Annotated in this window: 30 protein-coding genes and 1 pseudogene; 26 read left to right on the top strand and 5 right to left on the bottom strand. The window is 45.9% G+C overall.

What is annotated here, in order from left to right; translation table 11 throughout:
• Positions 1 to 120: 120 nt before the first annotated feature.
• The 4 genes from C0K55_RS23170 to C0K55_RS23150 form a co-directional block, all read right to left on the bottom strand.
• Complete coding sequence (locus C0K55_RS23170) at positions 121 to 327, bottom strand: phage encoded cell division inhibitor protein (RefSeq protein ID WP_000233575.1); 207 nt, start codon at positions 325 to 327, stop codon at positions 121 to 123.
• Positions 328 to 808: 481 nt separating this feature from the next.
• Positions 809 to 1321, bottom strand: coding sequence for a DUF4411 family protein (locus C0K55_RS23160; protein ID WP_016244337.1), 513 nt, complete (start codon positions 1319 to 1321; stop codon positions 809 to 811).
• On the bottom strand, positions 1318 to 2457 hold the full coding sequence (locus C0K55_RS23155) for an ImmA/IrrE family metallo-endopeptidase (protein ID WP_000741702.1): 1140 nt from the start codon (positions 2455 to 2457) through the stop codon (positions 1318 to 1320). The genes C0K55_RS23160 and C0K55_RS23155 overlap by 4 nt, the downstream gene beginning before the upstream one ends.
• Before the next feature lie 129 nt (positions 2458 to 2586).
• The gene (locus C0K55_RS23150) at positions 2587 to 3279 is read right to left on the bottom strand and encodes an XRE family transcriptional regulator (protein WP_000712396.1); all 693 of its coding nucleotides are present in this window, start codon (positions 3277 to 3279) and stop codon (positions 2587 to 2589) included.
• A gap of 110 nt (positions 3280 to 3389) precedes the next feature.
• Here C0K55_RS23150 and C0K55_RS23145 point away from each other — a divergent pair, with 110 nt between their 5' ends.
• The 5 genes from C0K55_RS23145 to C0K55_RS26275 are packed head-to-tail and all read left to right on the top strand — an operon-like array spanning position 3390 to position 6068.
• Positions 3390 to 3617: a helix-turn-helix domain-containing protein gene (locus C0K55_RS23145; RefSeq protein WP_000184665.1), complete on the top strand. Its 228-nt coding sequence runs from the start codon at positions 3390 to 3392 to the stop codon at positions 3615 to 3617.
• Positions 3618 to 3647: 30 nt separating this feature from the next.
• Positions 3648 to 4187 (top strand): toxin YdaT domain-containing protein, encoded by a 540-nt coding sequence (locus C0K55_RS23140; RefSeq protein WP_001182883.1) that lies wholly within the window; start codon positions 3648 to 3650, stop codon positions 4185 to 4187.
• On the top strand, positions 4184 to 5203 hold the full coding sequence (locus C0K55_RS23135; protein ID WP_105267025.1) for a replication protein: 1020 nt from the start codon (positions 4184 to 4186) through the stop codon (positions 5201 to 5203). The genes C0K55_RS23140 and C0K55_RS23135 overlap by 4 nt, the downstream gene beginning before the upstream one ends.
• The gene (locus C0K55_RS23130; protein ID WP_105267026.1) at positions 5200 to 5901 is read left to right on the top strand and encodes a replication protein P; all 702 of its coding nucleotides are present in this window, start codon (positions 5200 to 5202) and stop codon (positions 5899 to 5901) included. The genes C0K55_RS23135 and C0K55_RS23130 overlap by 4 nt, the downstream gene beginning before the upstream one ends.
• On the top strand, positions 5898 to 6068 hold the full coding sequence (locus tag C0K55_RS26275; protein WP_172955670.1) for a hypothetical protein: 171 nt from the start codon (positions 5898 to 5900) through the stop codon (positions 6066 to 6068). The genes C0K55_RS23130 and C0K55_RS26275 overlap by 4 nt, the downstream gene beginning before the upstream one ends.
• Before the next feature lie 640 nt (positions 6069 to 6708).
• Here C0K55_RS26275 and C0K55_RS23125 read toward each other — a convergent pair.
• Complete coding sequence (locus tag C0K55_RS23125) at positions 6709 to 8028, bottom strand: glycosyltransferase family 61 protein (RefSeq protein ID WP_105267052.1); 1320 nt, start codon at positions 8026 to 8028, stop codon at positions 6709 to 6711.
• 353 nt (positions 8029 to 8381) lie between these two features.
• Here C0K55_RS23125 and tnpA point away from each other — a divergent pair.
• The 21 genes and pseudogenes from tnpA (at position 8382) to C0K55_RS23020 (ending at position 21388) form a co-directional block, all read left to right on the top strand.
• Positions 8382 to 8912, top strand: a pseudogene (gene tnpA / locus C0K55_RS23120) (IS200/IS605 family transposase).
• A gap of 485 nt (positions 8913 to 9397) precedes the next feature.
• On the top strand, positions 9398 to 9499 hold the full coding sequence (locus C0K55_RS23115; RefSeq protein WP_105266641.1) for a hypothetical protein: 102 nt from the start codon (positions 9398 to 9400) through the stop codon (positions 9497 to 9499).
• Positions 9496 to 9951, top strand: a complete 456-nt coding sequence (gene ybcN, locus C0K55_RS23110) for a DNA base-flipping protein YbcN (protein ID WP_105266642.1) — start codon at positions 9496 to 9498, stop codon at positions 9949 to 9951. The genes C0K55_RS23115 and ybcN overlap by 4 nt, the downstream gene beginning before the upstream one ends.
• A complete protein-coding gene (locus C0K55_RS23105; protein WP_000224907.1) occupies positions 9951 to 10121 on the top strand; it encodes a NinE family protein in 171 nt (56 codons plus the stop codon). The genes ybcN and C0K55_RS23105 overlap by 1 nt, the downstream gene beginning before the upstream one ends.
• Complete coding sequence (locus C0K55_RS23100) at positions 10114 to 10404, top strand: DUF1364 domain-containing protein (protein ID WP_105266643.1); 291 nt, start codon at positions 10114 to 10116, stop codon at positions 10402 to 10404. The genes C0K55_RS23105 and C0K55_RS23100 overlap by 8 nt, the downstream gene beginning before the upstream one ends.
• Positions 10401 to 10763 carry a crossover junction endodeoxyribonuclease RusA gene (gene rusA, locus C0K55_RS23095; protein ID WP_105266644.1) on the top strand — a complete coding sequence of 121 codons (363 nt, stop codon included), beginning with the start codon at positions 10401 to 10403 and terminating at the stop codon, positions 10761 to 10763. Before C0K55_RS23100 ends, rusA begins: the two co-directional genes overlap by 4 nt.
• Positions 10760 to 10900, top strand: coding sequence for a YlcG family protein (locus C0K55_RS23090; protein ID WP_088128311.1), 141 nt, complete (start codon positions 10760 to 10762; stop codon positions 10898 to 10900). The genes rusA and C0K55_RS23090 overlap by 4 nt, the downstream gene beginning before the upstream one ends.
• Positions 10897 to 11586 carry a bacteriophage antitermination protein Q gene (locus C0K55_RS23085; protein WP_105266645.1) on the top strand — a complete coding sequence of 230 codons (690 nt, stop codon included), beginning with the start codon at positions 10897 to 10899 and terminating at the stop codon, positions 11584 to 11586. The genes C0K55_RS23090 and C0K55_RS23085 overlap by 4 nt, the downstream gene beginning before the upstream one ends.
• 321 nt (positions 11587 to 11907) lie before the next feature.
• Positions 11908 to 12213, top strand: a complete 306-nt coding sequence (locus C0K55_RS23080) for a phage holin family protein (RefSeq protein WP_000544528.1) — start codon at positions 11908 to 11910, stop codon at positions 12211 to 12213.
• The gene (locus C0K55_RS23075; protein WP_105266646.1) at positions 12200 to 12676 is read left to right on the top strand and encodes a glycoside hydrolase family 24 protein; all 477 of its coding nucleotides are present in this window, start codon (positions 12200 to 12202) and stop codon (positions 12674 to 12676) included. The genes C0K55_RS23080 and C0K55_RS23075 overlap by 14 nt, the downstream gene beginning before the upstream one ends.
• The gene (locus tag C0K55_RS23070; RefSeq protein WP_105266647.1) at positions 12673 to 13110 is read left to right on the top strand and encodes a lysis protein; all 438 of its coding nucleotides are present in this window, start codon (positions 12673 to 12675) and stop codon (positions 13108 to 13110) included. The genes C0K55_RS23075 and C0K55_RS23070 overlap by 4 nt, the downstream gene beginning before the upstream one ends.
• 201 nt (positions 13111 to 13311) lie before the next feature.
• A complete protein-coding gene (locus tag C0K55_RS23065) occupies positions 13312 to 13809 on the top strand; it encodes a KilA-N domain-containing protein (RefSeq protein WP_000839225.1) in 498 nt (165 codons plus the stop codon).
• Positions 13806 to 14063 (top strand): hypothetical protein, encoded by a 258-nt coding sequence (locus C0K55_RS23060; protein ID WP_001283921.1) that lies wholly within the window; start codon positions 13806 to 13808, stop codon positions 14061 to 14063. Before C0K55_RS23065 ends, C0K55_RS23060 begins: the two co-directional genes overlap by 4 nt.
• 99 nt (positions 14064 to 14162) lie before the next feature.
• A complete protein-coding gene (locus C0K55_RS23055) occupies positions 14163 to 14405 on the top strand; it encodes a DUF2560 family protein (RefSeq protein ID WP_000807788.1) in 243 nt (80 codons plus the stop codon).
• Between the two features lie 2 nt (positions 14406 to 14407).
• Positions 14408 to 14848, top strand: coding sequence for a terminase (locus C0K55_RS23050; protein ID WP_105266648.1), 441 nt, complete (start codon positions 14408 to 14410; stop codon positions 14846 to 14848).
• Positions 14845 to 16260, top strand: coding sequence for a PBSX family phage terminase large subunit (locus C0K55_RS23045; protein WP_097486936.1), 1416 nt, complete (start codon positions 14845 to 14847; stop codon positions 16258 to 16260). The genes C0K55_RS23050 and C0K55_RS23045 overlap by 4 nt, the downstream gene beginning before the upstream one ends.
• A 1-nt stretch (position 16261) precedes the next feature.
• Positions 16262 to 18445 (top strand): portal protein, encoded by a 2184-nt coding sequence (locus C0K55_RS23040; protein WP_105266649.1) that lies wholly within the window; start codon positions 16262 to 16264, stop codon positions 18443 to 18445.
• A gap of 105 nt (positions 18446 to 18550) precedes the next feature.
• Entirely contained in the window at positions 18551 to 19444 is an 894-nt protein-coding gene (locus tag C0K55_RS23035; RefSeq protein ID WP_040072348.1) for a scaffolding protein, read from the top strand.
• Positions 19445 to 19462: 18 nt separating this feature from the next.
• Positions 19463 to 20716: a P22 phage major capsid protein family protein gene (locus C0K55_RS23030; protein ID WP_000013274.1), complete on the top strand. Its 1254-nt coding sequence runs from the start codon at positions 19463 to 19465 to the stop codon at positions 20714 to 20716.
• A gap of 41 nt (positions 20717 to 20757) precedes the next feature.
• The gene (locus C0K55_RS23025) at positions 20758 to 20946 is read left to right on the top strand and encodes a hypothetical protein (protein ID WP_001462613.1); all 189 of its coding nucleotides are present in this window, start codon (positions 20758 to 20760) and stop codon (positions 20944 to 20946) included.
• Positions 20927 to 21388 carry a packaged DNA stabilization gp4 family protein gene (locus C0K55_RS23020; RefSeq protein WP_001140510.1) on the top strand — a complete coding sequence of 154 codons (462 nt, stop codon included), beginning with the start codon at positions 20927 to 20929 and terminating at the stop codon, positions 21386 to 21388. The genes C0K55_RS23025 and C0K55_RS23020 overlap by 20 nt, the downstream gene beginning before the upstream one ends.
• Positions 21389 to 21397: the final 9 nt, after the last annotated feature.

Here is a 21397-nt window from a genome sequence, read left to right as displayed (position 1 = left end):
CCAGCTCTGAGCCTCAAGACGATCCTGAATGTAATAAGCGTTCATGGCTGAACTCCTGAAAATGGCTGTGAAAATATCGCCCGCGAAATGCCAGGCTGATTAGGAAAACAGGAAAGGGGGTTAGTGATTCAGGCCGTTGCCGCGTCCGTCGAGAAAAATTTCCACGAGCAAGTCACGGGTATAAGTGCGCTCGATGCCGCGATGCAGATAAAGCCGTCCGCGTAAATTAGCTGATGCAGTCCAGGTACCATCTTTGTGTTTGACCAGCATTCCTGGCATGACCGCACCGCGATTAACGGTCTGCGTTCCGTAATGTTGATGAACCATAAAAACTCCTGCCCGTAAGCTGGGCTGCTGAACATATAGAGACTTCTGCGCGTATTCAGGCGGTGGATGGCCGCCGGTTGTCATAACTAAGCCGCCTCGTTGAAGCGACTGAGGTATGAAGTGTTGAGTTGATTTCAGCTGGTCACACCGACGTTCACGCGTCCGCTTCACCCCTCGCACTCCCCGGAGCCTGCTGAAATTCAAGCTGCGGATCTAAGCGGTCATCGCAACGGTGAATCAGGTGGTTGCCGTATCGTTGTGTTGTTGCGACATGGTAATAATAGCTATTGCTATTGGTGGTATCAATACTTATTGCTATTGATTGATGTGTTTTGATATTAACTGTTTGATAGCAAAAAGAATTAATTTTGTGACTTGCATCGCATAGCGATAACTGAAGGGAGGTTGTGGTGGTTTTTCGAACGGTTTGTGTGATGAGGGGAGGGGACAAAAGAAAACCCGGCACGGTGGCCGGGACGTTTTATTTCAAAGAAAAATTATGACTAGCGTATCTTGGAAGAAATTCATATAGTGTTAATGTCTTAACGCCGTGAGAAGCAGCAGCATCCGGGATCATTATTCTTTTTTTAGGTTTGCCACCGGATGGTTTCTCATGGGTAATAATAGTATATCCATGTGTCATCGCATGGGCTATTAAAAAAGCATCTGCTTTTTCATGGCTTGCAAAGTCAAACTTTGCCTTTTCGGTAACATCTAATTTAGTTGACCAATTTATTAACTTTGCATAATTTTCTATTGAACTATGCTCATCTTCGAAGAATGATGATGGTAACTCTTCTTTAATCCATTTACACAATGGATCATCTTTTGCACATAGTTCTTTTTTTACAGCATTAATGCTATAAATCAGACCATTCATGTGTAAAGCGAGAAGAAAATCCCAAAATATTTTGCAATAATTGAAGTTATATGCAAAGTTTTTTGCCTCTATGAAGACATTACTATCAATTAAGAATTTTCCATTATGAATCATAGAGATTCTCGTTTTTTATAAAATTCAACAACTGTATCTGCTTTTACATTTAGCAGTACGCCTGCTTCCCTTAATGGTAATTGTTGAGACATTGCTTTGGAAATTATTATATTCGTAAGTTTTGGACTGTTACGAACAGGTAATGTGTTAAAGAAAGAACCACCATTAGATTCTTTTTTGGGCTTATTGTAAGCTTGATCTTTAATTATCTCCAAAGTGTTTCTTTCTATCAAATCTAATTGTAACGCTTTGATTGCACAAGCGAAATCACTAACCTTAAATAACTTAGAAACCTCTTTTACTCGATAATAATTATTATCGCTGGATGCATTAAGCCAGAAAGATTTGAAGAGATTATCAGGCATTAAGATTTCAGCAGCAACTTTATTACAAAAAGATTCTATGTTTTTTTCTGTGTCCCACCCAGAGACTCCATCGACTCCAAGCCAAAGATGAGCCACCTCATGAAATAATGTAAATACCTGCGCAGATAACGCGTCCGAGCTATTTACAAAAATGATCGGAGCAACGCTATCAGATATACAGAAACCACGAAACTCTCGCGTGTCAAGTTTTCTTTTATTATTATTACCCACAACACCATTCTTGAAAACTAATACGCCAGTGTCTTCTATTAGTTTTGCCACTTTAGAAAAATAGCTCTCAAAAGTGACATTTTTTATCTCTTTTTGTATATCAAAATGTATTGTGTTTGCTATGTCTGTAGCAACAACCTTATAATTTAATTTTCTATTAAATTTAAATTTACCAATAAAATCGAGTGGATCATCATTACCATTTTCTCTTAAATAGTCTTTGTACCACTCAAGTTTATATTCTATATCATAGTAAACATCAAAAAAATCTTTTCCTAACTCACGGCTATTTATAGCTTGCCTTAAGTCAGGGATCTTGGGTTTGGCTGGAGTTGGTGGCGTTTCAAGAAATAAAAAACCGAAAGGGATTCCTCCAATTTTTGCCAGTTTTTCTGCTGCGGATTTACTTACCACTCCGTTAAGAAATTTATTAATCTTTTTGGGCATGACTTGGTCAGCAAGAGTTTCGATAGAAACTCCTTGAGAATTTGCTATCCAATCAATCATCTTCCTAGACAATTGAAATTCAACCGCTGCCATGTTATCACCTAGTTAAAAAAACCTATTATTCAACAATTATTGTTGTGCACCTGATAGCTAACGTCAAGCCTAATTTATTGCCTTACTACAGTAAGCTGAAAAGCGAAGTGCATAATTTTGTTCTGATTTCTACCCATGCTTTCTATATGTCTGCGGCATGCTCCCGATGACTTTCCCGAAGATGAACACGCGGTTCATCTCGTCTTTCTCGATCGGGTCCCACGGTGAGTAGCTCTTGTTATCAGAGATAACCAGCAGCTTATCCTTCATCATTTGCAGGCGCTTTACATGGGCGGTGTCGTCATACAGAAACGCATAGATACCATCACCGTCGAAAGATTTAACAGTGATATCAACGAACAGAAGATCACCTGGTTCGATCGTTCCTGACATGCTGTCACCGCGTACGTTAATGATGCGGATATTTTCTGCCTTCCTGCCATCGAACATGTGACGAGCATCGTCAAATGAGTACTCAACCGAGCGTAGAACTTCTACAAACTCACGGTTGATGACTCCCGGCCCGGCACTCACTTCTATATCAAGAACGTCAATCTTGAAGTATTTGGGATGGTTGGCAGTAGGCTTCCCTAATTGTTGACCGTCATTTCTCATCGGGCCTATGCCTGATGAGAGCCACTCTGTTCGAACACCCAATGCATTAGCTATTTCAACAATTTTTGTTGAGCCGCGCGCGTTGCCGCTTGTCAGTCTCCAGATTGTGGGTTGAGCTACGCCAGACGCCTTTGCAAGAGCGCCTTGAGACATTCCAGATTGTTCCATCGCTAGGTTTAAGCGATCAGCAAGAGTTTCTTTTTTCATAAGTTTTAATTTATACGCTTGCGTATTGATGGTCAAAACACGTTTTGCTATTGTTATGATTAATACGCATTGCTATTATTTGTTCATTGCAATACCAATAGGAATTGATAATGACAAATCAAACCATTCAACTCGCAATCAGTATTACAGGTAGTCAAAAACGACTGGCAGATCTATGCGGTGTAGCCCAACCCACTGTTTGGCGTTGGCTACACGGTGGCGGAATTGATGCCCGCTATGTAATGAAAATTGTCTCAGCCACTGGTGGAAAGATTAAACCAGCAGATATTCGTCCCGACCTCGCACCATTGTTTAACGCGAGTAATTCTGCCGCCTAAACTGCGGCGTTAACTGATAAGGCAATGACTATGCAACCACTTACATACCAACAGACTAGCGGATTTAGCCCGACTGCGGTGATAAATCGTTCTCAAACAAAACAAGCTCCAGGCCACGAAAAAATCCGTGATGCCGTCCGCGCCTGGTCGGCTGCAGATAATCAGGATGTTGTTGCCGCACTCATTGTGAATGAGTATCGGGAGCAGGGCGGCGGCACCATCGATTTCCCTGATGATGTCAGCCGTGCACGCCAGAAGCTGTTCCGCTTCCTCGATAACAAATTCGATTCTGAAAAATACCGAAATAACGTGCGTGAACTGACCCCGGCAATTCTGGCGGTACTACCGCTGGAATATCGCGGTTACCTGGTTGAGCAGGATAGCTTCATGGCTAGGTTGGCTGAAATGGAAAAGGAACTCAGTGAGGCAAAACAGGCTGTCATTCTCAACGCACCACGCCACCAGAAACTGAAGGAAATTAGTGAAGGTATTGTGTCGATGTTTCGTGTGGACCCAGATCTGGCTGGTCCATTGATGGCGATGGTTACTACCATGCTGGGGGCGATATGACAGGTTCAGAAATGGCGAAAGCCGGTCTGCTGGAACAGAACCGACTTTCAGGTGCAAATCGTAACACACTCATTGCGGGAGGAATTATGGCAAACACTGCTGAGATATTCAATTTTCCAGTGCCGGATGCGGCACAAAAGGAGCCGCGCGTGGCAGATCTCGATGATGGTTATACGCGCATTGCAAATGAGTTGCTGGAAGCTGTGATGCTGGCCGGATTAACACAGCACCAGCTTCTGGTCTTCCTGGCTGTCATGCGCAAAACATATGGCTTTAATAAAAAACTGGATTGGGTGAGCAACGAGCAACTGTCCGAATTGACCGGGATATTGCCGCACAAGTGTTCTGCTGCAAAAAGTGTTCTGGTAAAGCGTGGGATTTTGATTCAGAGCGGGCGGAATATCGGTATTAATAATGTGGTCAGTGAATGGTCAACATTACCCGAATCAGGTAAGAAAAATAAAGTTTACCTGAAAGAGGTAAATTTACCTGAATCAGGTAAGAAAAGTTTACCCAAATCAGGTAAAGGCGTTTACCCGAATAAGGTAAACACAAAAGACAAACTAACAAAAGACAATATAAAATCTTTTTCGTCCGAGAATTCTGGCGAATCCTCTGACCAACCAGAAAACGATCTTCCTGTGGTGAAACCAGATGCTGCAATTCAGAGCGGCAGCAAGTGGGGGACAGCAGAAGACCTGACCGCCGCAGAGTGGATGTTTGACATGGTGAAGACCATCGCGCCATCAGCCAGAAAACCGAATTTTGCAGGGTGGGCTAACGATATCCGCCTGATGCGTGAACGTGACGGACGTAACCACCGCGACATGTGCGTGCTGTTCCGCTGGGCATGCCAGGACAACTTCTGGTCCGGTAACGTGCTAAGTCCGGCCAAACTCCGCGACAAGTGGACCCAGCTCGAAATCAACCGAAACAAGCAACAGGCAGGCGTGACAGCCGGAAAACCAAAACTCGACCTGACGAACACTGACTGGATTTACGGGGTGGAGCTATGAAAAACATCGCCGCACAGATGGTTAATTTTGACCGTGAGCAGATGCGCCGGATCGCCAATAACATGCCGGAACAGTACGACGAAAAGCCGCAGGTACAGCAGGTAGCGCAGATTATCAATGGTGTGTTCAGCCAGTTACTGGCAACTTTCCCGGCGAGCCTGGCTAACCGGGACCAGAATGAACTGAACGAAATCCGCCGCCAGTGGGTTCTGGCTTTCCGGGAAAATGGGATCACCACGATGGAACAGGTTAACGCTGGAATGCGCGTAGCCCGTCGGCAGAATCGACCATTCCTGCCATCACCCGGGCAGTTTGTCGCCTGGTGCCGGGAAGAAGCATCCGTTAACGTCGGGCTGCCAAACGTCAGCGAGCTGGTTGATATGGTCTATGAGTATTGTCGGAAGCGTGGCCTGTATCCAGATGCAGAGTCTTATCCGTGGAAATCAAACGCGCACTACTGGCTGGTTACCAACCTGTACCAGAACATGCGGGCCAATGCGCTTACTGATGCGGAATTACGGCGCAAGGCTGCCGATGAACTGTCCTGTATGACAGCGCGAATTAACCGTGGTGAGGCTATACCTGAACCAGTAAAACAAATCCCTGTCATGGGCGGTAGACCTCTAAATCGTGCACAGGCTCTGGCGAAGATCGCAGAAATCAAAGCTAAGTTTGGGCTGAAAGGAGCAAGGGTATGACGGTCAAAGAGGCAATTATTCATTACCTGGGGACTCATAAGAACTTCTGTGCGCAGGACGTTGCTGCGGTAACAGGCGCAACAGTAACCAGTATAAATCAGGCTGCGGCTAAAATGGCACAGGAAGAAAAGGTGAGCACGAACCTGATTTTTGAGGAGTGTCGGTAGAGTGCCGCGATGAAACGGGTCGTGACGGTAAATGGTAGTTTAAGAGCATGAGATTAGATGCTGTAACAATTAATAAAACTGTGGGGAAAAGTATAATGTGTGATTAAATTTACGTCAAATGAGACCGGATTTGGCAGTGCTTGATGAGTTATGCTGCGGCTTTCTTGAAGATATATACGGCACATGCTTAGGAACACAAGATATAATGACTTTTCGATGATAATATTATTCGTGGTGGGGAGTTTTTTTAAACTGATGGAGAGTATTGATACAGTTATGAGATCTGCTCTTTAGCTCTAGGTTTATGTACTCTACAAGTGTAAGTAAGTTGAGGAATCCATCAGCCGAACAGGTCATACCCTTTAGTGTGTGGAGGGGCACGATGAGAAACCTGAGAAAATTAGTAATGAGAGCAATGAACAGCTACGCTGGCTATGGATATATCAAAGGAGAGAAACATATATGATAAATTATTCACTTAGAGATATTACCGTTAAGTTAATGCTGGTTTTTTGTTAAATTTATTTATAAATCAAGTTGTTGAGGTATACCACCCAACTTTTTTGTTAGATGGTATAAATTTCATTGATTTAATGTAACTGGCTAATATACAAGCTCTAATGAAAAGAGTATTGAGAACTTATTCTTGACACCTTTCTATGATTTCTTTTATCTCTTCGATATTGAAGGTATTATTAAATTGAATGGTACATGCATATTTCATGTTATTATGGCGAGATCTTAGATAGAAATCAGGTTGGATATATTCACTGTTAAATATTTCGATAAGGGTGCTATTCTTAGGCATAAAAAGAATGTTGGTGAGGCCTGCGCCATGAGGGCCAATAAGGATGCTTGCATTTGAGAAAATTGAAACCTGTTGCGCAAAGTCAAGGTCTTCAGCGTATAGTATATCAAAACCTAATTCTTTAAGCTCATTTTCAACTTCAAATTCATTTAATGGGCCACGGCTTGACTTTCTCCTTGAAATATATATTTTAGAGTCTGTTGTTTGTGGGTATGATATTTTTTTAAAAAAATGAAAAATATCTTCACTCCAGTTAAAACTATATGGATATAATTGTAGTGCCTTTTTAATTCGAGTATTAGCAAGTGTTTGTATAGAAATAAAACGTTTGCGGTCTATACATAGGCGCGATGCAATAAAATCCAATACATTAAATCTGTCTTCCGTAAAGACTATAGGAATGTCATCAGGTAATTCTGTTATAAATTTCAATCCTCCGAAACATTCACTAAGAGCATGATAATAGTTATTGCATGCATGGTCTATGGGCAAAAAAATAGCCTTATCAATATATCTTATTTCATTGTCGTTATTAATATAATTAACATGGCTAAGTTTTGCCAGACGGGCTGCATTTGTTGAGTCGTAATAACCATTTTTATCTGAAATGGCATAGAAATTATGATTGAAAGTATGAACTATCGCATCATCGAGAATTCTAAATTTTTCTTGATTGTGCTGTAAAAGTTTTTTCGCAAAACCTTTGTCTCTAAGTGTGTTTTTTACAGTATTGCTGTAATCTAAGAAATCATCTTCAAAATAACTGTAGTGATTTCCATGGTTATTCCTAAAATATAGCCCGCTTTCTCTGGAGAATATATTGAATAGTGATTTTATTTCTGTTTTTTTTGTGTCATATGATTTTAGTATTATTTTTCTAAGGTTTTTATTCTTATCACCTTCTCTGATAACGTGTAATATACTATCCCGTTGACTTTCAACTCGTGAAAGACGAAACTTTATTTTCTCTGCAAAGCTTTCAGCTTTTAAAAGTGAAAGTGTATGGTCAAATTTCTCAAAATCACCTAATTTCAACAGATTGTTTAAAATATCTGATACTTTAAACATGTCAACATTTCCATTATCAAGCCAAATGTCAACATTTTGCAAGTACTCGCAAGCTTCTAATTTATCTGTGTATTTTTTATCCATGGCTTCATCCTGTTATGCATCTTTCTGGTTTTATGTTAAGAATAAATATATGGAGTTTTATTTTTAGAAATAAACCTATTTAAGAGTCAATGTGCGTAATTTACTTTTATCTGAGATTACATCTCCTGGAAAATATTCTACTTCAATTAATGCATCTACGGCAATAGGTGGAGTTAAGCGAAGTGTTCAGTATGTTGTGTTTTTGGTTGATTAGTAAGCACTATGTGGAATACAATTAAATATTAACCACCGCAAAGGGGGCTGGTGATTGCTCCTGTAAGGCTATAACCTGAAGAATTCCCATATCTGAATATCTCTGCTTACTCACCACAAGTAAAAGGAGAAAAACTGACATGGGGTTTTACAGAAGTTCATCATATGTATATTGGCGTTGCAAATATCACACAGTCTGGGCGCCAAAGTACCGCTTTAGGATTCTGAGAGATAAATTGGACAAGGAGCTGTACAGAACCATTTGTATTCTGCGTGGAATAAAAGATTGCGAGGTTCCGGATTTAAGTGTACAGCCAGATCATTGCATTTTGTAGTAATCGTGCCGTCATAAATCTCAATATCTACTCTGATGAGAAAACCTAAAAGGTTGCAGCGAAATCAGGCTCTACAATCTATTCCCGCATATCAGGACGAAGTTATGGGGAAACAATTTGGGTTCACGAGGTTACTTTGTCGATATAGTAGGCACGACCGAAAAAATTATCAGGCGGTATGTTAGACATCAGGAAAAGATGGAGCAAGCACACGAACAGTTACCGGAGTTGCTAGAGTCGAACGCAGAATATGACAGTCGCTTGCTTATAGGGGCAGTCTGCAAGCCACTTCTGAGGAAGTGGTCTTTTACAGCTTTTAAAATCCATGTATCGTAAAAATAAAATGTATTATGTATTGTTAAAGTATGCACACATAATTAAGTGTACATTAATATTTTTTTTAATGTGAAGTTATGGTGATTGGAATCTCTTGTTCTGATTATCCAGGTATATGCATTTGCAATATATTACTTAGATGAAAAAATAAGAAGTGGTTTAAGCTCCCATAAAAGATTGATATGTTGAATATTACTGCAAGTTAACAGCATAGCGCTAGGTATCTCTGCAGTTATTTTACAAAAAATGCATATTGGAATTATGTCGTAATATGTTCTGTGTAATAAAGGAATCTTAGATAAATATATGAGTGGTTTCGTTGATTATGTTAATTCTCTTAAGGTAATATCGTATAAACTAAAGTAGAAGCTATTAGCTTGTTTATGTCCTTTGAAGGCTTATTGATTTTTAATTATCAAGCTGTCACAATAAAAACACCGGAGCCTGAACAACTCCGGTGACTTCTGCGCTAAACGGGGACGTTTATGCGCACATACAATCTAAACTCTCTTCTCCCTTCACAGATGCAGAAATGCACCTGTGGTTCTTTGTATCCAACGTTTGACCTCTGCGGAGGTGAAGCGTGAACCTCCCACAAGACGGCATCAAATTACATCGCGGGAACTTCACCGCTATCGGCCAGCAGATCCAGCCTTATCTGGAGGACGGAAAATGCTTTCGCATGGTGCTTAAACCGTGGCGCGAGAGACGCAGTCTTTCCCAGAATGCACTTAGCCACATGTGGTACAGCGAAATCAGTGAATACCTCATAAGCAGGGGGAAATCGTTCGCTACTGCAGCATGGGTAAAAGATGCTCTCAAACACACATACCTCGGTTATGAAACCAAAGAACTGGTTGATGTCATAACCGGTGAAATCACCACTATTCAGTCGTTACGCCATACCTCCGACCTCGATACCGGAGAGATGTATGTCTTCCTGTGTAAGGTTGAAGCCTGGGCGATGAATATTGGCTGCCACCTGACTATTCCGCAGAGCTGCGAGTTCCAGCTGCTGCGTGATAAGCAGGAGGCGTAATGGCTACACCGCTTATTCGTGTCATGAACGGACACATCTACAAAGTACCAAATCGTCGTAAGCGTAAGCCTGAGCTGAAACCATCCGAAATACCAACACTGCTCGGATATACCGCCAGCCTGGTTGATAAAAAATGGTTGCGACTGGCAGCAAGGAGGAATCATGGCTGATTTGAGAAAAGCAGCGCGTGGTCGGGAATGCCAGGTAAGAATCCCTGGCATATGTAATGGCAATCCTGAAACGTCTGTACTGGCACATATCCGGCTGGCTGGATTGTGCGGTACCGGTATCAAACCGCCAGACCTGATTGCCACCATTGCATGTTCTGCCTGCCACGACGAAATCGACCGCCGCACACATTTTGTCGATGCTGAGTATGCAAAAGAATGCGCGCTGGAAGGTATGGCGAGAACGCAGGTTATCTGGCTGAAAGAGGGGGTAATTAAGGCGTGAATACCTACAATATCACATTACCCTGGCCGCCGGGCAATAATCGCTATTACCGCCATAATCGCGGGCGCACGCACATCAGCGCAGAGGGGCAGGCATACCGCGAAAACGTCGCCCGAATCATTAAAAACGCAATGCTGGATATCGGCCTGGCTATTCCTGTGAAAATCCGCATTGAGTGTCACATGCCGGATCGCCGTCGCCGTGACCTGGATAATCTACAAAAGGCCGCTTTTGACGCACTCACCAAAGCAGGTTTCTGGTTGGATGATGCTCAGGTCGTTGATTACCGCGTTGTGAAGATGCCGGTTGTCAAAGGTGGAAAGCTGGAACTGACCATCACTGAACAGGGAGATGAATGATGTTTGAGTTTTATATGGCAGAGCTTCTTCGCCACTGCTGGATGCGCCTGCGCTTATATCGTTTCCCCGGTTCTGTTTTGACCGATTACCGAATACTGAGGAATTACGCCAAAACACTGAAAGGAGCTGCCGCATGAATACCCAATATTTACAGTATGTCCGCGAGCAACTCATGGTGGCTACCGCTGATTTGAGCGGAGCAACGAAAGGCCAGTTTGAAGCCTGGCTGGAGCATGCACAATTTGATACTGGTACATACAAACGAAAGAAGCCGCGCATTCTGGATGTGGTAACTGGCAAGATGATTACGCTGGATAATCCGCCGATTTCCGGTAAACAGTCGTACGCAAAAGGTTCATCTGTCGCCCTGGTCAGTTTGGTCGAGTTTTCAACCTCTTCGTGGCGGCGTGCGATTTTGTCTCTCGATGAACATCAGAAAGCGTGGTTGCTGTGGAGTTACAGTGAAAATATTCGCTGGGAGCATCAGGTTGCCATAACGCAGTGGGCATGGAGCGAGTTTAAGGCGCTGTTAGGTACAAGAAAAATTGCCAGTAAGACACTGGAACGCTTAAAGAAGTTGATCTGGCTGGCGGCACAGGATGTGAAGAACGAGCTGGCAGGGCGTAAGACCTATGAATACCAGGAGCTGGCATTACTGGTGGGAGTGACATCAAAAAACTGGTCTGAGACATTTACTGAACGCTGGGTTGCAATGAAGCACATTTTTCTACAGCTTGATAGCCAAGCTTTATTGCTTTTAACGAAAACACGTTCAAAGCAAAAGGCGACATTTTCACAGCAAAGTATTGCAAAACTGGATTAAAAGGCATATATTTCATGTAAATCTGATATTCTGTCAATGGTGTACGCACTGGCAGTAATCCAAATTCAAGCCCGAGGTTTAAAGCCTTGGGCTTTTCTGTTTCTGGACGGTGAGTAACCTTCCAACCTACCCCAGCCAGGGTGTCTTCAGCTGTTGAGTTGATATTGCTTAACCCTCTGTTGCCAGCTACATGCTGGCTTTTTTATTCCAGGCTTGCGGGGAGCATCAACTCCGTGCTTTGTCGTTAAATTACCCCGTGAGCCTAATTTCTGACATTTAACGTCCCGGCCTTTTGTCGGCGGCGAAACATTGGCTATTCATATGCACGAAAAAGAGAGCCTTGCCGGAGCGTTCTGGCTCGTTTTGCTGATCATCGCAGGTTGGGGCGGTCTGGTCCGCTACCTGATAGATGTGAAGCAGAGTAAAGCAACGTGGAGCTGGATAAATGCTCTGGCTCAGATAGTGGTATCGGGATTCACCGGTGTTATTGGTGGCCTGATCAGTATCGAAAGTGGATTCAGCATTTACATGATTCTCGCGACGGCGGGGATTAGTGGTGCGATGGGTTCGGTTGCACTGACGTACTTCTGGGAACGACTGACAGGGGTGAAAAATGCAAAATCTTAATCCTCAGCGTAAAGCTTTCCTCGATATGTTGGCGTGGTCAGAAGGAACGGATAACAGCAGACAGCCAACCCGCAATCACGGCTACGACGTTATTGTAGGTGGTGAGCTATTCACGGATTACTCCGATCATCCTCGCAAACTTGTCACGCTAAACCCGCAACTTAAATCAACCGCAGCTGGACGTTACCAGCTTCTTTCCCGTTGGTGGGATGCCTACCGCAAGCAGCTTGGCCTGAAAGACTTCTCTCCGAAAAGCCAGGACGCTGTTGCACTGCAGCAGATTAAGGAGCGTGGCGCTTTACCGATGATTGATCGCGGTGATATCCGTCAGGCTATCGATCGTTGCAGTAATATATGGGCTTCACTGCCGGGCGCTGGTTATGGTCAGTTCGAGCATAAAGTTGACAGCCTGATTGCAAAATTCAAAGAAGCAGGCGGAACGGTCAGTGAGATTGAGGTATGAGCAGAGTAACTGCGATTATCTCCGCTCTGGTTATTTGTATCATCGCCTGCCTGTCATGGGCTGTTAATCATTACCGTGATAACGCCATCGTCTACAAAGAACAGCGCGATAAGGCCGCATCCATTATCGCTGACATGCAGAAACGTCAACGTAATGTAGCTGAACTCGATGCCAGATATACAAAGGAGCTTGCTGATGCTAACGCGACTATCGAAAGTCTCCGTGATGATGTTTCTGCTGGTCGTAAGCGCCTGCAAGTCGCCGCCACCTGTGCAAAGTCAACGACCGGAGCCAGCAGCATGGGCGATGGAGAAAGCCCAAGACTTACAGCAGATGCTGAACTCAATTATTACCGTCTCAGAAGTGGAATCGACAGGATAACCGCGCAGGTTAACTACCTGCAGGAGTACATCAGGACGCAATGCCTGAAATAATTTTTTTGCAAATCACAAAGTCAATTTAATGAGCCTCGCGATGCGGGGCTTTTTGCAATAAATGCGTACCGCAACGCATGTTTTTTACACCGAACCTGCCCCTTTGGAATGGGCCTTTGAGGATACCAGTTAGTGCTGGCGAGCCTCGGTGGGCTGGTTTCCTGTGCGGCAAAGGTTCATTTCAAAGAGTAGGTACACGCTATGAAATCATTAACCCTCTTCAATCAACCAATTCGTATCGGTGAAGATGGCATGATCTGCCTCACTGATATGTGGAAAGCCAGTGGTAAAAGTGAATCTGAATCTCCGTACCACTACCTGCGAAACAAGCAGACCAAAGAGTTCTTAGCCGAGCTGGAGAAAAACCACGAATCTGTGGTTTTTACTGAGCGCGGTGTACACGGTGGAACATATGGCGGGAAGTTTGTTGCTTATGATTATGCAGCATGGCTAAACCCCGGATTTAAATATGCAGCCTATAAAGTCCTGGATGACTACTTCACCGGAGAACTTCAGCATCGTAACAGCTTAAGTGCGCAGCTCAATATGAAGTGTCATGAGTTTGATCAGAAAAAAGATATGGCGAGCTTCTGTGGACAAGGGCTGGCGGCATGGCGCTATACGAAGCCAGTGTTGGTCGCTGAGATTAACTCCCTGGCTAACCAGCTGCAGATAACGATCCCCGGGCTTCCGGGATGAGTGATCGTGTCATTGAATGCGCCTCCAGAGCGGGGCGCGACTTCTCAGAGTTCATGAAAGGCGAGAAGGGCATGATGGAAGCATTGGCCTCGGTGGATGAGTTTGGCGAGCAGCTGCGCCTCAACGGCTGTGTCAATCATCACTTTGTTAGCTACATGATGCGGAACTCGATCATGCAGGCATTCATGGACATGGCAAAAGCCGAGAGGAAAGAAGAGCGCCGGCGTAAGCGAGCGGAAGCAAAAGCGAAGTAGCCATTACAAAGCCCATCTACTGGTGGGCTTGATAATGGCTTATACCCTACACGGGATAACTTAACTGATATCCCTTTTAACGGATAAACGGAGCCAACAATGGCAGAGATTATTCCCATGACTGAAGAACAGAAATTCCAGCTAGAGATTTACAAACTGGTCATGAACCAGAACGCAGCCGCAGAGGAAGCATTTCAGTTCATTGGCACTGACGAGCTGAAGCTTGAGCTATTCAAAATTCACTTCCAGTCAGGCGGCGCTAATTCAGATATCACGACCCGCACTATCGAAGCGGTGCGTAAATCGAAGGAAGCGTTAGACCTGTTCACCACCGGAGCATAAACATGGCGCGCCCAACAAAGTATCAAGAGGCGTATGCCGAACAGGCACGCAAACTGTGCTTGCTGGGCTACACCGATGCAGAACTTGCTGATTTCTTTGAAGTCAGTGAGTCAACTATTAACAAGTGGAAGCTTGATTATCCTAAGTTTTCGGAGTCCATAAAAAAGGGTAAGGCCGTCGCTGATGCAGAAGTTAGTGATCGTCTTTATCAACGCGCTATGGGCTTCGTGGCTCCAGATATCGATATTCGTGTTATTGAAAACAGAATTGTCGAAACTCCGCTTGAGAAGCATTACCCGCCTGATACAACCGCTGCCATCTTCTGGCTTAAGAACCGACAGAAGGATAAATGGCGCGACAAGGTTGATCACGAGCTAACAGGCAAAGACGGCGGCGCAATTCAGATTGAAACATCACCGATGAGCACTCTATTCGGAAAATGACCTCGATTAATCCTATCTTTGAACCGTTCATTGAGGCGCATCGCTACAAAGTTGCCAAAGGCGGTCGAGGTAGCGGTAAGTCATGGGCAATTGCGAGGCTGCTTGTTGAAGCGGCGCGTCGGCAGCCTGTGCGTATTCTCTGCGCTCGTGAACTGCAAAACAGTATCAGCGATTCGGTAATCCGGTTGCTTGAAGATACCATCGAGCGTGAAGGGTATTCGGCTGAGTTTGAAATTCAGCGTTCAATGATTCGTCATCTCGGAACGAATGCTGAATTCATGTTCTACGGCATCAAAAACAACCCGACGAAGATTAAATCGCTCGAAGGTATTGATATCTGCTGGGTGGAAGAAGCGGAGGCGGTAACGAAGGAATCATGGGATATCCTGATACCAACCATCCGTAAGCCGTTCTCTGAAATATGGGTGAGCTTTAACCCGAAGAACATCCTCGACGATACCTATCAGCGATTCGTCGTAAATCCTCCTGATGATATTTGTCTGCTGACGGTGAACTACACCGACAACCCGCACTTTCCTGAAGTTCTCCGTCTGGAGATGGAAGAGTGTAAACGCAGAAACCCGACACTGTATCGTCACATCTGGCTTGGTGAGCCAGTAAGCGCAAGTGATATGGCAATCATCAAACGTGAATGGCTTGAAGCCGCAACCGATGCGCACAAGAAACTCGGATGGAAAGCGAAAGGCGCTGTTGTCTCTGCGCATGACCCGTCAGATACAGGGCCGGATGCTAAAGGTTATGCATCGCGTCACGGTTCGGTTGTTAAGCGCATTGCCGAAGGTCTGCTGATGGACATCAATGAAGGTGCTGACTGGGCAACTTCGCTGGCGATTGAAGACGGTGCTGACCATTACCTGTGGGATGGTGATGGTGTTGGTGCCGGGCTACGCAGACAGACAACGGAAGCGTTCTCCGGCAAGAAAATCACCGCCACGATGTTCAAGGGCAGCGAATCGCCATTCGATGAAGATGCTCCGTATCAGGCCGGAGCATGGGCTGATGAAGTCGTACAGGGCGACAACGTTCGCACTATTGGCGATGTATTCCGCAATAAGCGAGCGCAATTCTATTACGCGCTGGCTGACAGGCTGTATCTGACATATCGGGCGGTTGCCCACGGTGAGTATGCAGACCCCGACGACATGCTGAGTTTCGACAAAGAAGCGATAGGCGAGAAGATGCTGGAGAAGCTGTTTGCAGAACTGACGCAGATTCAGCGCAAATTCAATAACAACGGGAAGCTGGAGCTTATGACTAAGGTCGAAATGAAGCAGAAGCTCGGTATTCCATCTCCTAACCTGGCTGATGCGCTGATGATGTGTATGCATTGCCCGGAGTCGGCTGCGCAAACCGACTATTCCAGTTACTCAATTCCTTGTGGTGTAGGTTGATATGGCAGAAAAAAAGATGACTGACTGGCATCGCAAGGTGCTGTGCAACTTTGATAATGCCTGGTCAGCAACGCAGGATATGCGTGAGCAGATTATTGAGGCTCAACGTTTCGTACGGGTGTCCGGCGCACAGTGGGAAGGCAGCACAAACGCTGGTTACTCATTTGATGAAGGCAGGTTTGAGCATTACCCGCGCTTTGAACTGAATAAGATTGCCCGTGAATGTGATCGCATCATTGGCGAGTATCGACAGAATCGCATAAGCGTTAAATTCAGGCCGAAGGACGATAAGGCATCGGAAGCGTTAGCCGAAAAGATGAACGGCAAATTCCGCGCTGACTATCAGGAAACATCCGGTGGCGAAGCGTGTGATAACGCATTTGATGATGCTGTAACGGGCGGATTCGGTTGTTTCCGCATGTGTGCCGATTACGAAGATGAAATGGATCCGAGTAACGAGCAGCGACGCATCAGTCTTCTTCCTGTTTACGACCCAGCGACATGCGTCTTCTTCGATCAGGACAGCAAGCAATATGACCGCTCTGATGCTATGTGGGCTATGGAAATGTTCTCCATGACGCCTAAAGCGTTCGAGGCTGAATACCCTGATTCCATCGCGGCAAGCCTTTCTCGTGATGACACTGGCACTCAATATGACTGGTCAACGCCCGATGCCATCTATGTTGGACGCTACTACGAAGTTCGCATAGAGAAGGTGAAGCTCACGGCGTGGCGCAACCCTGTTAGCGGAGAAACGGCAATCTATGATGAAGAGCAAATCAAAGATATTGTCGACGAGCTGACCGATGGTGCATTCGAACTGATTGGCGAGCGAACGGTGAAGAAGCGCCGCGTTTATTGCGGTCTTCTGTCTGGCGCTGAATGGCTGGAAGAACCGAAGCGTATTCCGGGTGAACATATTCCTCTCATCCCGGTATATGGGCGTCGCTCATTTGTTGATAATCAGGAGCGAATCGAAGGCCACGCTGCAAAAGCGATGGATGCACAGCGTCTTGAGAACCTGATGGTTTCCATGATTGCAGATAACGCTACTCAGGCTGGCGGTGATGGCATTCCTATCGTGGATGTTGATTTCATTCCCGGTCCATTAATGAATCACTGGGCAGAGAGGAATAAGAAAAGACCTGCAGTTCTTCCCATGACCAGCAAGAAGGACAAAAACGGAACGGTCATTTCAGAGGCTCAGGTTGCTGGCTGGACACCTCCGACACAAATGCCTCCAGCTCTTGCCGGGCTATTGCAGTACACCGGAACGGCTATTCAGCAAATTACAGGTGCGTCGCAGCTTGAGAACATGCCGAGCAACGTCGCCACCGATACCGTTGATAGCATTTTTAACCGGATGGACACGCAGTCCTATATCTACATGGACAACATGGCTAAATCCATGCGCCGCGCTGGCGTTGTGTGGCTTTCTATGGCGCGTGAGGTCTATGGCAGTGATACGCCGATGCGTATCGTTAATGAGGACGGCAGCGATGACGTGGCGCTGATGACTGGTGAAGTGGTTGACCGTCAGACAGGGCAGGTTATCGCGCTTAACGACCTTTCGCAGGGTAACTATGAAGTGACTGTCGATGTCGGTCAGTCGTTCGCTACTCGCCGTGATGCAACGGTTAAGTCGTTACTTTCCATGCTGGCACTTATCCCACCAGGAACGCCGAAGCACGACCTTGTATCGTCGATGATTCTCGACAATATGGACGGCGAAGGGATGGACGACCTGAAAGAATACAACCGCAATCAGTTGCTTCTGTCTGGCGTTATCAAGCCGAGAACGCCTGAAGAACAGCAGATGGTTGAACAGGCGAAACAACAACAGGCCAGTCAGCCAGATCCGGCTATGGTTGCAGCGCAAGGTCAGCTTCTTGCTGGTCAGGCTGAATTGCAGAAAGCGCAGAACGAACAGGCAGCCATTCAGGTTAAAGCATTCCAGGCACAGACTGATGCTCAGGTTGCAGCGGCAAATGTTGTGAAAATACTCGCATCTGCCGATAGTCAGCAGAAATCTGATATCCGCGAGGCTCTGAAACTGCTCGGACAGTTCCAGCAACAGCAAGGAGATAATGCCCGTGCTGATGCAGAGCTTGTCCTGAAAAGTCAGGCACAGGGCCATGCGCAGCGCATGGACATCAGCAGCATCCTGCAAAAATCAACTCAGTAACAACCACAGCAGTAATTAACCCATAACGTGCAATGGCTGTCTTTATGAGGCCTGGCACCCTATTGCCTTCCGATGGGCTGAACATCGAGTAAACAGGGGTAACAAATGGACCAGATGGCAGAAAACACACCAGAAGTTGAAATCGAAACCGACGCGTCAGAGCAGATTCCTGATGATGTCGAACTGGCTGAAGAAGTCGAAACAGAAGATGGCAGTGAGTCCTCCGGCAATGATGCAGAGGAAGCTACTGAAACTGATGACGACGAATCAGAACAGGAATTCTACTTTGGTGACGAAAAGCTGGATTCGCCAACCAGCGAAGATGGCGCAGAGCATGGACTGGTAAAACACCTGCGCAAGACGATTAAAGAGAAAGACCGCGAGCTGAAAGAGCTGATGCGTCAGTCTCAGAAACCCGTCGAGCAGCAGCCGGTAATCACTCAACCACCGCGAATGCCAAAACTGGACGATGAGGACATCGGTTTCGATGAAGAAATCTACCAGCAACGCATGGCTAAGTGGGCAGAGGATAACGGCAAGTACCAGCAACAGGAGATGGCTCGCAAGCAGAAGGAGCAGGAGCTTCAGGCTGCCTATCAAGAGCGATTATCCAAATATCAGCAACGTGTTAAGGCTCTCAAAGTTCCTGGCTATCAGGAAGCTGAGCAGGCCGTACTCGAGGAAATCCCCATCGAGACACAAAACGCGATCCTGTTTGAGTCAGAGAAGCCGGAAATCGTTGTTCTGGCACTAGGTCGCAACGCTGAACTGCGCAAGCAACTGGCAGAAGCTACCAACCCCGTAGCAATTGGTCGTCTGCTGGAACGTATCGAATCGAAAGCCAGAATCATGCCAAAAGCAAAAACCACGGCAGCCACAACCCCGACAGTTAAGGGGAGCAACGGCGCAGTAATCAACAACCTCGACAAATTGAAAGCCAGGGCGCTGGAAACTGGTGACTGGACGCCGTATTTCGCCGCTAAAAAGGCAAAAAAATAACCTATCGGAGCATTAAGCATGGCTAACCAATTAGCAAAAGACCTTGAAATCATGTTCGAAAACTACGTTGAAGGCTTTGAGGCCGCCTGCGTAGTTTCCCGTAACGCTAAAAAATTCCGTCCCGGTGATACCGCAATGCAGCGAGCAGGTGATGTTCTGTATCGTCCGCAGCATTACCACATGAACATTGAGGAAGGCCTCGATCTCAGCAGCAAAACGCCAACAGCACTGGTTCAGCGCCTTGTTCCTTCTGTGTTCAAGGAGCCGAAAAACATTCTGTACACTCTGGATGCGCGTGAAATGCGTGACCCGGAACATAAAACTGAAGCTGGTCGAGCCGCAGGTATGCGCCTTGCTGCACAGATTGACTCTGACCTGATTTCCATGGTTACGCAGCGTGCTACTAACGTGATCACGATGGCTGACTCAACCACAGGTACACAGGGCCGTGATTTGTGGAACTGTGCGGCAGGTATTGATGCCACCATGACGGCGATAGGTGTACCGCAGGGTATCAACCGTCGCTCTTTCTGGAACCCCTTCAACTACAAAGACCTTGCTGGCGAGCTTGGTCACCGTGCCTATGCTCAGGGCGCAACCCTGACAGCATACGAAAAAGCGCAGATCCCTCCGGTTGCTTCCTTTGATAGCTACAAGACCGATATTTCTGGTCGATTACCGAAAGGAAGCACTGAATCCTTGACAGTATCAGGCCAACCTGAACACAAGGTTGAAGCGAAAGATTCAAATGGTATGCCAGTTGATAACCGACAGGGGACTATTACGGTATCTGCATCTGGCTTGCAGGTTGGTGATGCGTTCACCATTGCCGGTGTGAATTCCGTACACCAGATCACAAAAGATACCACCGGTCAACCGCAGGTATTCCGTGTTCTGGCTGTTAGCGGAACTACCGTAACAATTTCTCCAAAGATTCTCCCTGTTGAAAATACTGATGTTGCGAGTCGTCCATATGCAAACGTCGATGCCAAACCGGCAGAATCAGCAGCAATCACCATTCTCAACAAGAACGCAGCACCGGCTAACCTGTTCTGGGCTGATGGTTCTGTTGAACTGATGTACGGCAAACTGGCATTCCCGACTGGTCAGGGGCCACAGGTAATGACAGCAACCACCGAGCAGGGCGCTACGCTGATCATGTCTTACGCCTTCGACCACATCAAAGGCGTAACCACTGCTCGTTTCACCACTCTGTACGGTTGCTCTGTACTTGTTCCTGAATATACGGGCATCGTTATTGCCGGGCAGTAATTTAGGTGGGGCTACGGCCCCATTTTTATTGGGAGAAGACAATGGCACGAACAATGCTCTATAAGCCTGGCAACATGATCACCTGTGGTCAGTTTGCTGTCGATTACATCATTGTTGATGACGAAGAAGTTAAATCTCACCTGAAAAAAGGCTGGGTAAAAACTCCTGAAGAAACCGCAACGAAGCATAAAGTGGCTAAGGCGGAAGAAGATGGCGAAAACGAAGGGTGATCTCGTTCTTAAGGCTTTACGAAAAGCCGGGCTGTATTCCAATGCCACGTTGACAGATGCTGACCCTCAGGCAATTGAAGATGCCATTAATGACCTCGAAGACATGATGGCAGCATGGCAGGCTAAAGGTATCGAGCTTGGATATCAGTTTGCTGATACAGAAAACGGCATCATGCCGTTACCTGACGATGATTCAGGTATCCCTGCATGGGCAAATGATGGCGTCGCTTTGAAGCTCGCTGTGCAGGTGTGCATGGATAACGTCATTCAGCCGTCAGACGCTCTCCTTACCGCTGCTGACAGTGCATATCAGACAATCTGCATCGCTTTAACCAAAATACCACCACTTGAGCGGCGAAATGACATGCCTCGCGGTAGTGGTAACAAAAGCGCGTTTACGTGGAATCGGTTTTACATCGAGAAAGATGATCCGAGTACGTGAGGTGAATAA

The organism is Escherichia sp. MOD1-EC6098, assembly GCF_002965865.1.
GTDB classification, from domain to species: domain Bacteria; phylum Pseudomonadota; class Gammaproteobacteria; order Enterobacterales; family Enterobacteriaceae; genus Escherichia; species Escherichia marmotae.
The sequence above is the reverse complement of the archived record's forward strand: the minus strand, read 5'-3'. Positions and strand labels throughout refer to the sequence as shown.